This is a genomic window from Halobacterium noricense (genome assembly GCF_021233435.1).
Classification (GTDB): domain Archaea; phylum Halobacteriota; class Halobacteria; order Halobacteriales; family Halobacteriaceae; genus Halobacterium; species Halobacterium noricense.
Genome location: NZ_CP089469.1, coordinates 131,501 through 145,054, shown reverse-complemented (window position 1 = coordinate 145,054; position 13,554 = coordinate 131,501). Strand labels below are relative to the sequence as shown.

The following is a 13,554-nucleotide window of genomic DNA, read 5'->3' as shown; positions in this document are numbered from 1 at the left end:
GTCCTGATTATGCCAATAATCACGACCACTTTGAAGTACCCTGCCGCCGTCGGTGAAGCACGAATGCTGCAACCGCCTCACGACGACGCTTCCCCCGGGTGGAGACACCGAGACCGGGCCCGCAGGACGGTGGAGGGCCGGTGAATGCCTGACCGAGCACTTTCGACGCCGCTCGACGACAGCTTCGAGCGCTACCTCCAGGACAAGGGGAAGGGCCGCGGTGGCGATGGTGGGAACTATCGACGTAACGCTGCTCGCGAGCTCGAGCGGTTCGCCGAGTGGGCCGCCGGCGACCGCGGCGACGACGACTGGACCGGAATCGTCTCCGACAACGTCGACCGGGAGCCGACCTTCGACGATCTAGACGAACGAGTGTTCCGGGAGTATGCCCGGCATCTCGGTGGAGATCGGGGACTCAAACAGAATACGGTACAAACCTATTACCGCTATATCTCTGCGTGGTGCGGGTGGTGTGTCAACGAGGGGTATCTCGAAGCGCATTACGCGCAGCGAGCGAGTGCGATGGCGCCGCTGCCAGAGGACGACGGCCGCAAGCCCGGCGACCAGCAGGCCTGGACGTCCGAACAGCGCCACGCCCTCACCCAGAACGTCGACGAACGGGCCCGCGACGCTGTCGAGGCGTACACGACACTCTCGGAGGATACTGATCCCGTCGACAAGCAGCGAGCGCGCTACGCGGCGTTGAAGGCGGGTCGTGACCGGGCTCTGGTGTTCGTCCTCGCGTACACAGCTGTCCGCGTCGGGGAACTCCTCCGGGACCCGAACGACCCGCGCCGGCGCGGCGTTCGCTGGGAGGACCTTTCGTTCGACGAGGGGAGTATGGACGTCTACCGGAAGAAACAGCAGTGGGACGCCGCCAGTCTCCCCGACCCGGTGATCTCGCCGCTGCGGAGCTACCGCCAGCTGATGGACCCACCGACGGAACGCTGGCCCGTGTTTCCGACGTTCGACCAACGGACGCTCGCAGAGCTGGTCCAGGAAGAGCTAGCCGAACGAGGGGAACGTCCAGAATCAATCGCCGAACGCCGTGCGGGGTACGCTCGCGATCTCCTGTTGGCGTTCGATGAGGACATTCGGCCGCCGTCGATCACGGCGGACGGCGCACGATCGATTCTCCAACGGCTCTCAGAGCCCGCAGAGATCAATATCGACCATCCGAAACACGATTACCTTGCTCCGCATGGTGGCCGTCGTGGGATGGGCGAGGTGCTAGTCCGCGCGTTCGGGTATACGGTGGCGGCCCGATATCTCGACAACTCCGAAGAGATGGTCCGAGAGCGCTACTCACACATTGAGGCCGGTGAACTCGGTGATGTTGCCACCGAGGCCCTTGAAGAGATCGACGGCTAGCGCTGCTAGTCAACTCCTAGGACTACTGGATGACGGTACCGTTCAGGGGCTGTGTTGAATCGCCAGACAGAAGCGAGGTAGGCCGCTAAATCAAAGGAGTTGAAGCGGGAGACTTCAGTTGTTCATGACCCAAATCTCCCGCTTCATTGGGGAAGTTGTGCCGGTTGCTCAAAGAGTTACTGGCGATGGAGGCGAATCCGCCGCCCCAGATGGTGGCGACGGATTCGCCGACTACGCACTAGTTTCGCTTCACTGTCTCCGGATTTACCTCGATACGTCCTACCGCATGACGATCGACTTGCTCAAAGAGATACCACAAATAACCGGGGAGATCGGCCTCAATGCGGCCCGTTCAGGCGTCGGTCTTCGAAGCCTTCAAGTGAGACGGTTCGAGGGATACAGTCTCCCGCATCCGGGCAACTGCGGTGAGTACCGGGTACGTCCAGGATTCGTCGGCGTAGAGGTACGCACACAGAGAATGGACGTCGATGTGATCGATGCTGTCGCGAGTTCGGAGGACCTTCTGTCGTTGTTTCGACACAGTGTTGAGCTTGGTGGTGAACGACTCGGTGTGCCACTCCGGGATGATAGTTGTCTGGAGAGGCATCGAGATATCCTTGAGTGAGGTACAGGCGTCCGAGATTGCCTGGGATTCTTCTCTAAGTGTTCCGAGCATGTCCTTGCGGCGTTCAATGGCCTGTCTCACTTGCTGTCGAAGTGCGCGCTTGTACTCGGCCGTGAAGGGGATGGAAGTGGTGTGCTTGAACCCGCTGGCGAATTTGGCGTGAAACTCCCGTGAGACATGCTCGACGAGCGGCTCGCCGTAGACTCGCTCGTAGTGTGAAATATCCATCACAGTCTCTTCGTAGGTGGTTCGGAGGCGGTCTGTCTTTCCGACCTGCTGTTTGTGCCGGGAGATACTTGCAGCAGGGCGCTGCCTGGGTGGAGGGGCTTCAGAAGTGATTGACTGGAGGCAGTCGTCGAACGCCTCGTACGCGTTCCGCTCTGCAGTGAGTTCGGTCTGCTCGCGGTCGACGCGACGCGCTGCTGTCGAGAGCGGCGCAAAGACGTACTGCCGCAGGGAGGCCACGAAGTATTGGGGGTTACGGTCGCGTGCTACCTCTCTCATTGGATTGGTGTGTGATAACACATTCTGTACCTTCTCGATGGTGTTTGTCGTCGAGAGTTGAATGTGGCCTCCGGCGGTTATAGTAGTGTATGAACGACCTTGTTGAAATCGTGCTCAATGAGATTACGAAGATACTCCACGAATTCGTTCACCGTCGGACCACGAACGGCGTTTGATCGATCTCGACGCATCGTTATCGGATCTCCCGGAGAGCGAAGGTTGCAAGTCGAATAGCGTGTGGCCAGCCCAGCGGCGTCGCGCTGTCCGGTTGTCCCGTATCGAAGAACTGTTCCGGCAGGTACCCCGACGACAGACATAGGGAGCCACCGTAATCAATCTCTTGGAACAGGCGATCAGACCACTCGTACGGGTCGTATTCATTTTCTGATCCGTTGAGGAGCGAGATCGATTTTTCCGCCGCGTACGCTCCCCATCCGGTCGCCACGGTCCACACCTTCTCGCTTTCTTGGGAGCGGCGCCGCCATGTGTCTCCTTCAAATCGAATCAGTCCTCGCACTTCGCCGGTGTCCTTCCAGAGACGATCGAAAACGGTCACAAGGTGTTCCCGTAGCTGCTCAGTCCGTTTGTTCTCAACGTCGTTGATCTCGCGAAACGCGAGATGGGCATCGATCAGACTTACAGTACTGACGTCGATTCGGGGGTCCAGGTTACCGTCGGTCATTCGCATGGCGAAATATCTCTCGTTGTCCACCCACAGTTGGTGTAGCGAGTTGTACACGCTCTTTGCCTGAGTTCGGGCATGTTCCCGAAGACGTGTGTCAATCGGAGCGGCAGCGATAGCGCTGTAAGCCCGGAGGAAACAGGCGGCAGTGTGCGTAAACCGGCCGTTCATGTTTTCCCAAGCGTTCTCGCACGTCGTAGGTAATCCATCTGGGGCGAGAGACTCGTCCAGACCGTCCAGTCCCGTGGCCAATGAACCCCGGATGTCCGCTTTTAAACCGGTTGGGAGTCGGTCACGGTACCGCGTCAGGTAGTTCGCCAGGTAAACGAGTACGCTTGCGGTCTGGTCAGCTTGATAGCTTCTGTCGTTCCCCTCGATGTGGCCGTTCGCCCATCCTGGCGCCAGGCGAGCGTTCCTGGGCCAGACTCGGTGGGGCCAGCGGCCGTCATCCAGTTGCGTCTCGACATAGAACTTCGCGCTTCGCCTGTGCGTTTCCTCGAGATCGAGTTTTAGTGCTCGGTCGGCTTCAAGGAGAAACATAGCGATCTCGCTATCGTCCCGGAACCACGTGTAGCCGTACCCGCCGGAGTTTTGGTAAAATGGGTCAAAATCGGGCCCAGCGATCCTCGCACCGGTGTCCGCTGAGAGGAAATCTACTACGCGGAGGTCTGTTTTAACCGAGTCTGAATGCTCCGGGAGCGGGACTGATTCGCTACACGCCTTGGCTTTGATCTCCGAAGGAGAGGCATGCGAAGCGGCGACGTCTCTAATCTCGGAGAGAGATTCTCGTCGATCGGTCACGGAGATATCAGTCACCGCGTTCGTTATCGTCACTGTACCTTCCTCTATTGGTGCGATGACACAGGTACTCCCCGTTAGTCGACTCTCCTCGTAGTCGTCTCGTTCAAGCGACCGCGGAAGTGACTGGGCATCTTCCGAGAGTATCTTGTCGAACCGTGCCGGGACCTGAGGGATGACGTCTGTGAAACCATTCGAGGAGGTGAGATAGTCATGTTCTGCGTCGTGATATATCTCGACGACATCGCCGTGGACCAGTTGACCGACGCGTCCTTCCTGTCCCTCTGGAGAGAAGCTGAATACCCCGATTAGCTCGCTCGCTGACGTGTATCCGCCTTGTAGTTTGAATGAGGTATTGTGGAAAATTCCCGTCGTGAAGTCACGCTGAATCAGCCGGAACGCGCCGAAATCGTACGTTGTTTGGACTAGCGCACTGTCGTCGAGGTACTCCTGCGAGACCACCTCGGCCTCGTCGAGCCACTGCATTGATTCCTGATCCCGTATCCCGATGCGTGTTTCAGTGATTCCGTATTGACCCGACAGAGGATACGAGTAGTCTTGGAGACCGCCCGTTCTATCGACGTATAGGAGTCGGGAGTCAGAACTGCAGAACAACCCGTTCAGCGACCGTCGCTCGCCGGGGAACAATCCGCTCGTGCCGCTGTTCATTTTATAATCCCTCAGTGACGATCGGAGCATCATAGGGGGAAATCACCCGGTATGCTAATAAGGTTTTTGAGAAAATACAATATACTTCATAGATATTGTCGAGAAAGCGACTGGGATTTTGATAATAGAAAAACCTTCGCAGTTCTTTTACTTGTCTGCCGCCTACCTACTAGTAATGACAAACGCCGCATTTATCGACGAACTAACTCGGTTCGGTCTCTCGGAGAAGGAGGTCCTCGCGTATCTGACCATCCTAAGAAATGGGAGCACGAAGGTAAGTGAGATTTCGACGGAAGCAGACATTTCAAAAAGCTACGCGTACGACATCATCGACGAACTCGAAAATCGCGGGCTAGTCGAAATACACGACCACCAGGTTCCGACACAGATAGAAGCGATACAGCCTCAGGAAGGTATCGAAGATCTCGTCTCACAACTGTACACAATCGGGGAACGTCTGGAGCAACTGTACGACTCCAGCGGCCGTACGGAACAGGAGTTCAAAGTACTCAAAGCTCGTAAAACCCTCTTGAATCAGATAAACGAGTTAATCAGTTCCGCCGAGGAAGAAGTGGTACTCTCGATACCCGGGCCGCTGTTTGACCACGTGAACACCTCAATCAAGGGAGCATATCGAGACAACGTTTTCTCCGTTCTCATGCTCTCGGACTACGATGGCCAGACGGTTGACGAGTGTGCCCATGTTGTCCGCAGCTGGGACGCCGCTGCCCCGCTCATCCTGACCGTGGACCGATCCTACGGTATCGTCGCGCCCGCCGAAATGTTGGTGCAGTCAAATTCAGATAAACGTGCCATCTTCCACGCGGAGGCACAGATCGTGTCCACGTTTTTCGATTCGTTCATCGCAAATTACTGGCCAATGGCCACCCAGGAATGGATCTCTCAAATCCACGAATTTCCGCAGACATACTCCAGTTTCCGACACGCGGTGTTCGATGCGACCCTGGAACTGTTCGATCATCAAACTATTCGAGCCGAAATAGCTATGCGACCGGCCCAAACAAGCGACGAGTTCGAGACCGCCGAGGTGACGGTTGTTGACGTCAAACAGAGCCTTATTCGCCCGGTTACAAACCAGTTTCCGACCCAGGAGACGCTTATTGTAAAAAGAGACGACATTCAGTTTTCCGTCGGCGGTTCACAGGCGTTTACGGAAGATTTTGAGGCGACGCAGATCACACTCTCCGCTGGCGAGTAAGTATAAATTCTTCGCGTTTGACCTACTGTCCTAACAAACTCCGTGACGGGGCAAATATCTGGGAAGCATGAGCGACTCGACGGCCTGATGCAGAATGATTGGCGTTGTGGTACTCACACCAATTTATTGAACCGCGCTCAACTACTCCCCACGGACGAACGTTACTGGGCAGGGAGCGGAGAGCATGACTTCTTGCGCGGTCGACCCGAACACGGCTTTCCCCGTCGGTGAGCGTTTTCGCCCCCCAACGACAACGAGGCCCGAGTTGTCCTCTGTGGCTAGCCGAATAATTTCCTCACCATGCGGGCCGACGGCTCCTCGAATCTCGTAGGATATCCCAGCCTCGTCTAGCGTTTTCGAGATGGACCGAGTTGTTTCGTGGCGCTGAGCGACCTCATCCGGTGCTATCTCTGTGGGGCTCTCGATTCCTAATCTTTCAGTCACAGAGGTATACTCATCTTGCGTGAAAACGTGCAAGAGGACCACTGTAGTATCAGCTGGTCCAGCGACGTCTGCGACGAATTCTGCGAGTTTCTCTGCGCGTTCTTTATCTCCTGGACCGACTGCAAGGAGGATGCTGTCTAATGCCACATACTGTATGTCATCCCACCCCATCTTAAAATTTGCATCACTTCTCGAGGTGGTGTTCAGATAAGGACTGAAACCGGCTAGCCGCGCTCGGCGCTTCAACTGGCATTCCTGATGGATTGAAAGGGCGAGGCGTCTCGGCGAAGTAAGCACGTGAGCGAGCGAACGCGCGCAGCGAGTCGCGGGAGCAGAGATATTCGAGGGCTTTCAGCTGTTCCCACCAACTCCCCCTCTGAAAACTGCTTATCTGAACACTACCAGAATCGGAACGCCAACTTATTTACACCCACCCTGAGACCCGTCGTTCGTGTACGAAATCGTACTCCGAGCAACACGCAATTCGCGGGCTACGGTGGGTTACTGATGGTCAGCGTCACCATCTGGAACGAGCACCGACACGAACGCGAGAGAGACGACGTTGCTGAGGTGTACCCTGACGGCATCCACGCTGTCATCGCCGAATTCCTCGACGAGGAGGGCCATGACGTGCGGACGACAACTCTCGACGAGGGCCCCGAGCACGGCCTAACGCGGGACGTTATCAATGATACGGATGTCCTCCTCTGGTGGGGCCACATGGCCCACGACGAGGTGTCCGACGAGGTGGTGGATCGTGTACAAGAGGCTATCCTCGCCGGCATGGGATTCGTCCCTCTCCACTCTGCGCACTACTCGAAGCCGTTCAAGCGCTTGATGGGTACGTCCTGCTCGCTGAAGTGGCGTGAGGTCGGCGAACGCGAACGCCTCTGGGTCGTCGAACCAGGCCATCCAGTTGCAAAGGGCCTTCCCGAGTCGTTTGAACTCGACCGCGAGGAGATGTATGGCGAACGCTTCGACATTCCGCAACCAGACGCGCTCGTCTTCTCGTCGTGGTTCGAGGGCGGTGAGGTGTTCCGATCGGGATGCGCGTACCGTCGCGGAGCCGGTCGAATCTTCTACTTCCGTCCTGGTCACGAGACGTACCCAACCTACTACGACGAGATGGTCCAACAGGTCATTAAAAATGCTGTCGAATGGGCGGCTCCAGAGGGTGTCGTTGATGAGACATTCGGGAACGTTGACCCGATTGAGGACATCTGAACGCCTAGTACTGATACCCAGTACCTCACAAAGCTCGCAAGTTGAAGGAGTCCGCTTGCTGAGTTGTGTCCAAGCAAGCAAAGCAAGCGGACAATGAAATCCACGAGGACCAGCTCCTTAACTTCCTCGTCAACTGCCTTGACGAGGAAGTTTCTCTGAATCTCGCCAACAACGCTGAAATCGATGCAGAGGACATCTACGAGGTCCTCGTCGGCGCGACCGCCGACGGGACCTCGATCTCGACGCTGTGCAACTCCAGTGAAGACTCCCCATCGGCGAACACGATTCTCTATCATCTACGGACGAAGTTCGAGCCGGAGCGGCTCGAACGAGTCGCTAACACGCTTCTTCGACGAGACATCGTTGAGCTGCTTCCCGAGCAGGTGGAGGTCTGCGCAGACCTCCACCTGCGACCCTACTACGGTGATGAAGACGACACAGACGCTCTCTACCACTCCGAAGCGAAGCGAGGAACCACTTCGTTCCACGCCTACGCCACACTCTACGCGCGTGTGAAGAACAAACGCTACACGCTGGCGGTGCGCCGTCTCGAAGACGGCGACACCGCCAGCAGCGTCCTCGCTGAGTTCCTTGGTGTTCTCGACGGCCTTGACACCGAGGTCAAGGCCGTCTACCTTGATCGTGGATTCTACGACAGCAAGTGTCTCACGCTGCTTCAGGCGCACAACTACGCCTACGTTGTCCCGATCATCCGGTGGGGTGAGGCGATTCAGCAGGAACTCTCGGAAGGGTGGAGTCGCATTATTCAACACAACCTGACAGGGAAACTCGACGGTCACAGCTGGACCGTCGAGTTTCCCGTCTACATCGACTGTACGTACCTGAACGGACGATATGACGAGAACGGTGTAGCGCGTCACGGCTACGCCGCTGACGCGCCGTTCATCGAGACACCACGCGACGCTCGATACCACTACAGCAAACGCTTCGGTATCGAATCGAGCTATCGCTTGTCCGAGCAAGCGATAGCGACGACAACGACACGAGACGCGACGGTGAGACTGCTGTACGTCGTAGTGAGTCTGCTGCTACAGAATGTTTGGCGGTATCTCCACTATGAATACGTGGCGACGCCGCGCCGAGGCGGGCGTCGCCTCTGGTGGTGGCCGTACAAGGAGTTCGTGAATATGGTTCGACGGGCTGCGTGGACGGCCCTCGCGGTGCGTCGGGCCGTCCCCGCGAACCGACCACCTGACGACCGATTCCACCGCTAACCACTGACCGGGACAGCCCCGGCACTGAGTGGCGACGCTGTCGCGTCGGCGGCTGAGCGCCGCCGACAGCGACAGCTTCCCGTCGATCTGTGAGGAGATCGCGGTCGGTCACTGCACTCCGCAACAGAAATCAGACCTCAGACTGACTCAACTGAGGACGCTTTGTGAGGTACTGATACCGGGCTTCCCAAAACTGGACGTACTTGTCATCCAGTAGCGATACTTTGCGCGCTTGTAGAGGCGAGCACTGTCGACGCTGACAGACGCATTCTTCTGTGTGAGAACCGTCTCCAAGTCCGTCGATTTGAGTATCTGCTGGATGACCCGGAACGCCTTGCCCCCGTTGACGGGTTCGTAGTCGGTGTTGACATCCTCCTCCGCCTGAAGGCGGAGGAATCCCGAGCGTTGGGATATTACGGTTTGTAGTCTCCCTGTTCTCTCGGTGTGAACCGTCCGCTCTCGCGGTCGAACAGGAAGACTCCGGGCTGTGCCAACCAGCCGTTACTCATATCCCCTGTCGGGGGACTCTGAGTTATCTTTCTCCGGATATTTACTGCACCATTGACGTCCGCGTTCATCGTCGTCTCGCACGACGAACAGACGTACAGCCCACGCTCCACACGGTTCGTATCCCGAATCTGCCCGCAACACGAACACGTCTTCGACGTATTCTCCTCGTCCACACGGTCAACGAGGATGCCGTATTCCTCGGCCTTGTATTCAAGGAGACGGACGAAGCGGTCGAACTCCCACCCGTGGAGTTTCTTGTTCCCCGACGCACCCCAGTTCCGCGAATCGCCATTCTCGTCTTCGCGGATGTCGCTAAGGTCACCTACCGCGATCTTCTCCACGCCTTCTTCGACACACCGTTGAATAATGTTTTTCGAGAGCGTATGGAGGAAGTGGTCTTTGCGCCGGGAGAGTTTCCGACGGGTCTTCAACGCCCGCTTCGACGGCCCGTTCTCGCCTTCAGTCTGGTACTCCTCGCGGGTGAAGTAGTGCTTGTCTTCTTTCAGCGTGTTCCCCGGATACAACTCTGAAGGGCCGTCCTCGTAGTCGATGGCAAGGTAGTTGCTGATACCGAGGTCAATCCCCGCCGTCTTGTCGTCGGGTGCGTCCTCGACTGGGATTTCTTTCTTGCAGACGAGGTGGAGTTCCCAGCGGTCGCCGTTGTAGACGGCACGCACCTGCTGGATGTTCTCCACCTGTACGTCGGGTCGGGTTTCGTATTCCGCGAGGATGAAGTCCGACCGTCCGTCTTTCAGGTTCCATCCTTTCGAGAGGCGGAGTTGACTGTGTTTATCGTCGTGTTTGATGCCTTTCTGTTTCCACGTCACGGTGGAGCGTGGGTGTCGGTCGCCACGTTTCCGGTATCCCGGTGGGTTGTTGCCGTCGTCGGAGTTGTACCAGCCGGTGAACGATTCAGCAAGCTCTTCGAGAACTCGCTGACTTGACTGCGAATGCAGGTCACTATAGCGTTCGTGGTCTTTCAACTCCGATTTCAGTTCGGCTTCATCGGGTATCTCACCGTCTTCATCCCACCGTTGTTGGATGTAGTAGCGTCCGACATTCCACAGTTTCGAGGCTGAGAACCCGCACTGGTCGAGATCGTCACGAACCTGACTGTGGTTCGTGATGCGTGCGACGTAGGTGCGGGTTGTCTCCAGCATCGTACTGTGTTCATAACTAGTTATGGAATAGAGTATATTAAAGGCTGTGTTTGGCGTGGAATATCCAGCCCTGTCGGTATCGGTGGAAGGTGTCACTGAGTGACGGCGCGTATCCACGGCCTGAACGCCGTGGTATTGCGCCTGCTCCGCGTATAAGCCTCATCCAGAGTGGCACGTGCCTCTCGCTCTCTTGGTACCCTGCTTGGAAGGGAAAGGATTACAACCCGGTTCGAAGTTAATCTAGAATATGAGTAGTCAACTACAGAACCCAGTCCGCGTCGGTATTGTGGGTCTTGGTGGCATTGGACATCATCATGCAGAGCGTATCACAGACCTCGGGGAAACTCTCGTTGGCGGCGTTGACGTCGCTGATGAGGCGCGTCAGCGCTTCGAGGATGAGTACAATGTCCCGACGTTCGGCACCTACGAGGAATTGTACGAAGCAGGTATCGACGCTGTCCTCATCACAACACCGAATAAGTTCCACGAACAGTATGCCATTGAGGCTCTAGAGTCAGGTGTCGACGTGCTGCTGGAGAAGCCGCTCGCAAACACGCTGGAGAGCGCTGAACGCATCGTAGATGCGGCGCACAAAGCCGATAGCTTCTGTGTGGTTGGGTTCAACAACCGCTTCAACCCTGGTGCCGAGGTATTCAAGACCTACCAAGAGGACGGCCGCTTCGGCAACATCACGCACGTCGAAGCAAACTACGTCCGACAGCGAGGCATCCCCGGTCGTGGCGGTTGGTTCACGACGAAGGAGATCTCCGGTGGCGGTGCCCTTCTCGACATCGGTGTCCACGCTATCGACCTCGCACTCCACTTCCTCGACTTCCCCGAGATCACCGAGGTCTCCGGCGAGACACGCTCAGAGTTTGGCGGCCGCGAGGACTACACCTACCTCGAGATGTGGGGAGAGGACGAAGAGAAGATTGAGTTCACTGTCGACGACCATGCGACAGCGTTCATCCGCACCGCTGCAGGCCAGTCGGTATCCATCGAAGTGGCGTGGGCGAGCAACCGCCCCCCGAACAACGACTTCGTCATCCAGGGCACCGAGGGGGGTGCCACTTTCGACCGCGAGAGCGGTGACCTCACCATCCATGAGGTAAACGATATCGGTGCGAACCACTTCAGCAACACCGACATCCAGACCCGTGAGGAGGACACACACGAGCGCGAGCAGGAGTACTTCTTCGATATCGTACGGTCTGGCGAAGTTCCCAAGCGAAACACAGTCGACCAAGCACTGGAAGTACAGCGCGTCATCGACGCTATCTACCGCTCCGACGAGAAGGGGCACGCGATTCAACTGTAACCATGGACGTCGGCGTACTCACCGTTCCGCTCGGCGATGAACCGCTCGATGATGCCCTCGACTACCTCTCTAGCCAGGGAGTGGGCACTGTTGAACTAGGCTGTGGCGGCTTCCCCGGTGACGACCACCTCCCACGCGAGGACTACCTCAACGACGAGGCCGCCCAGCAGAACCTCCACGACCTGCTCGAAGAGCACGACTTCCGCATTTCGGCACTCGCGACACACAACAACCCGCTTCACCCCAACGAGGAGCGCGCGAGCCAGGCCGATACGGAACTTCGTGAGGCCATCGAACTCGCAGCGCAACTCGAGGTAAACACAGTCACCTGTTTTTCGGGTCTGCCCGCCGGCGGTCCCGACGATGAGGTGCCAAACTGGATTACCGCACCCTGGCCAAGCGAACACGCCGACGCTCACGAGTACCAATGGGACGTAGCGACAGAGTACTGGACCGATCTCGCTGACCACGCGGCGGCCCACGACGTGAATGTCGCTATCGAGATGCACCCCAACATGCTCGTCTACGAGCCTCACGGTATGCTCCGCCTCCGGGAGGCGACCAACGACCATATTGGGGCCAACTTCGACCCCTCCCACCTCTACTGGCAGGGAATCGATATTACGACCGCTATCCGCCTCCTTGGCGAGACAGACGCCATCCACCACGTCCACGCTAAGGACACCAAAATCTACGACGCTAACACCCGCGAGAAGGGTGTTCTCGATACTACCGACTACACCGACGAACCCAATCGGGCGTGGTTGTTCCGTTCCATCGGTTACGGCCACGATGAGAGCCATTGGAAGGATGTCGTCTCCACGTTGCGTATGGTCGGCTACGACGGCGCCCTCTCTATTGAACATGAGGATTCACTCACCAGCGCTCGCGAAGGCCTCGAAAAGGCCATCGATGTCCTTTCTCGTGCCGTTTTTGAAACCAAACCCGGCGACGCCTATTGGGCCGAATAGAACAAATCACCAAGACACAGACACCACACACCATGAGGCACTGTCTAGTTAAGTCAGTTTGAGAAGTGAGCAGGTCGTTGAGTTAGTTGGTTCAGATGCTCGCAGACCTGCTCAGCAAGTGCTTTGCGGCGGATTTAGAAGAAACTTGGGAGCGTGAGCGGACAGCAACGCCCGTCAGGACGTTTGCTGTCCGGCTTCATGCGACCGGTTGTTCGCTCAGAGAGACAACAACGATTCTCGCGGAATCAGGCGTTGAACGCTCTCACCAAGCTGTTTGGCAGTGGGTACATCGGCTGGCTGACAGCGTTCCCGACCCGCCGACGGCTTCGCCGTCGCGGGTCGCGGTTGACGAAACCGCTGTCAAAATCAACGGCGAGTGGTCTTGGTTGTACGCTGCAATAGACCTTGATACGAAGCTCATTCTTGACGTTGCGTTGTTCGGACGCCATGGCACGGATCCGGCGGCTGCGTTCCTGTCTGGGCTGGCGGAGAAACACGATCTTTCGGACACCACGTTTCTCGTCGATCAGTTCGGCTATCGGACTGCCATTGCTCGATTAGGATTGAACGGTCGGGTTTACTATACCGACCGAAACCTCATCGAAAAATGGTTTCACACACTCAAGATGCGACTTGACCGTTTCCACAACTCGTGGGTGGGCAGTCGGCAGAGCGTTCGCCAATGGCTTGCGTTATTTTCGCATTACTACAACCGCCTCAGACCGCATCAATCGCTTGGTAATCGAACGCCAGATGACAAGGTGCTAAACTAGACAGTGCCTTCTAGTTCGTAAATCAAAATCAGGGGGAGGTGCAAATAGGGA

General features: G+C 57.1%; 11 protein-coding genes and 1 pseudogene. 8 read left to right on the top strand and 4 right to left on the bottom strand.

Annotation, left to right across the window (positions count from 1 at the left end; genetic code table 11):
- The first annotated feature begins 144 nt into the window (after nt 1-144).
- Nucleotides 145-1,371 (top strand): tyrosine-type recombinase/integrase, encoded by a 1,227-nt coding sequence (locus tag LT974_RS16235; protein ID WP_232590669.1) that lies wholly within the window; start codon nt 145-147, stop codon nt 1,369-1,371.
- Between the two features lie 124 nt (nt 1,372-1,495).
- Nucleotides 1,496-1,720 (top strand): annotated as a pseudogene (locus tag LT974_RS16230) (IS5/IS1182 family transposase); the annotation flags it as partial.
- A gap of 3 nt (nt 1,721-1,723) precedes the next feature.
- On the opposite strand, the gene LT974_RS16225 reads toward LT974_RS16230, so the two are convergent.
- Nucleotides 1,724-2,500: a DUF7260 family protein gene (locus tag LT974_RS16225; RefSeq protein WP_232590737.1), complete on the bottom strand. Its 777-nt coding sequence runs from the start codon at nt 2,498-2,500 to the stop codon at nt 1,724-1,726.
- 193 nt (nt 2,501-2,693) lie between these two features.
- Nucleotides 2,694-4,682 carry a glycoside hydrolase family 15 protein gene (locus LT974_RS16220; RefSeq protein ID WP_232590668.1) on the bottom strand — a complete coding sequence of 663 codons (1,989 nt, stop codon included), beginning with the start codon at nt 4,680-4,682 and terminating at the stop codon, nt 2,694-2,696.
- Nucleotides 4,683-4,824: 142 nt separating this feature from the next.
- On the opposite strand from LT974_RS16220, the gene LT974_RS16215 reads away from it, so the two are divergent.
- Entirely contained in the window at nt 4,825-5,868 is a 1,044-nt protein-coding gene (locus LT974_RS16215; protein ID WP_232590666.1) for a TrmB family transcriptional regulator, read from the top strand.
- Nucleotides 5,869-6,009: 141 nt separating this feature from the next.
- On the opposite strand, the gene LT974_RS16210 is transcribed toward LT974_RS16215, so the two are convergent.
- Nucleotides 6,010-6,459: a universal stress protein gene (locus LT974_RS16210; protein ID WP_232590664.1), complete on the bottom strand. Its 450-nt coding sequence runs from the start codon at nt 6,457-6,459 to the stop codon at nt 6,010-6,012.
- 360 nt (nt 6,460-6,819) lie between these two features.
- Here LT974_RS16210 and LT974_RS16205 point away from each other — a divergent pair, with 360 nt between their 5' ends.
- Both LT974_RS16205 and LT974_RS16200 read left to right on the top strand, forming a co-directional pair.
- Complete coding sequence (locus LT974_RS16205; protein WP_232590663.1) at nt 6,820-7,536, top strand: ThuA domain-containing protein; 717 nt, start codon at nt 6,820-6,822, stop codon at nt 7,534-7,536.
- 65 nt (nt 7,537-7,601) lie between these two features.
- Complete coding sequence (locus LT974_RS16200) at nt 7,602-8,771, top strand: ISH3 family transposase (RefSeq protein ID WP_232590662.1); 1,170 nt, start codon at nt 7,602-7,604, stop codon at nt 8,769-8,771.
- 413 nt (nt 8,772-9,184) lie between these two features.
- Here LT974_RS16200 and LT974_RS16195 read toward each other — a convergent pair whose 3' ends face one another.
- The gene (locus LT974_RS16195) at nt 9,185-10,441 is read right to left on the bottom strand and encodes an RNA-guided endonuclease InsQ/TnpB family protein (RefSeq protein WP_232590661.1); all 1,257 of its coding nucleotides are present in this window, start codon (nt 10,439-10,441) and stop codon (nt 9,185-9,187) included.
- 247 nt (nt 10,442-10,688) lie between these two features.
- Between LT974_RS16195 and LT974_RS16190 the strand changes: the two genes are divergently transcribed.
- From LT974_RS16190 to LT974_RS16180, 3 genes are all read left to right on the top strand, one after another.
- The gene (locus LT974_RS16190) at nt 10,689-11,759 is read left to right on the top strand and encodes a Gfo/Idh/MocA family protein (protein ID WP_232590660.1); all 1,071 of its coding nucleotides are present in this window, start codon (nt 10,689-10,691) and stop codon (nt 11,757-11,759) included.
- Nucleotides 11,760-11,761: 2 nt separating this feature from the next.
- Nucleotides 11,762-12,730 carry a sugar phosphate isomerase/epimerase family protein gene (locus LT974_RS16185; RefSeq protein WP_232590659.1) on the top strand — a complete coding sequence of 323 codons (969 nt, stop codon included), beginning with the start codon at nt 11,762-11,764 and terminating at the stop codon, nt 12,728-12,730.
- A gap of 95 nt (nt 12,731-12,825) precedes the next feature.
- A complete protein-coding gene (locus LT974_RS16180) occupies nt 12,826-13,503 on the top strand; it encodes an IS6 family transposase (protein WP_232590658.1) in 678 nt (225 codons plus the stop codon).
- The last annotated feature ends 51 nt before the right edge of the window (nt 13,504-13,554 follow it).

Coding starts and splice junctions, on each gene's coding strand:
- LT974_RS16235 (WP_232590669.1), top strand. CDS start 145: ATGCCTGACCGAGCACTTTCGACGCCGCTCGACGACAGCTTCGAGCGC.
- LT974_RS16225 (WP_232590737.1), bottom strand. CDS start 2,500: ATGAGAGAGGTAGCACGCGACCGTAACCCCCAATACTTCGTGGCCTCC.
- LT974_RS16220 (WP_232590668.1), bottom strand. CDS start 4,682: ATGATGCTCCGATCGTCACTGAGGGATTATAAAATGAACAGCGGCACG.
- LT974_RS16215 (WP_232590666.1), top strand. CDS start 4,825: ATGACAAACGCCGCATTTATCGACGAACTAACTCGGTTCGGTCTCTCG.
- LT974_RS16205 (WP_232590663.1), top strand. CDS start 6,820: ATGGTCAGCGTCACCATCTGGAACGAGCACCGACACGAACGCGAGAGA.
- LT974_RS16195 (WP_232590661.1), bottom strand. CDS start 10,441: ATGCTGGAGACAACCCGCACCTACGTCGCACGCATCACGAACCACAGT.
- LT974_RS16190 (WP_232590660.1), top strand. CDS start 10,689: ATGAGTAGTCAACTACAGAACCCAGTCCGCGTCGGTATTGTGGGTCTT.
- LT974_RS16185 (WP_232590659.1), top strand. CDS start 11,762: ATGGACGTCGGCGTACTCACCGTTCCGCTCGGCGATGAACCGCTCGAT.
- LT974_RS16180 (WP_232590658.1), top strand. CDS start 12,826: ATGCTCGCAGACCTGCTCAGCAAGTGCTTTGCGGCGGATTTAGAAGAA.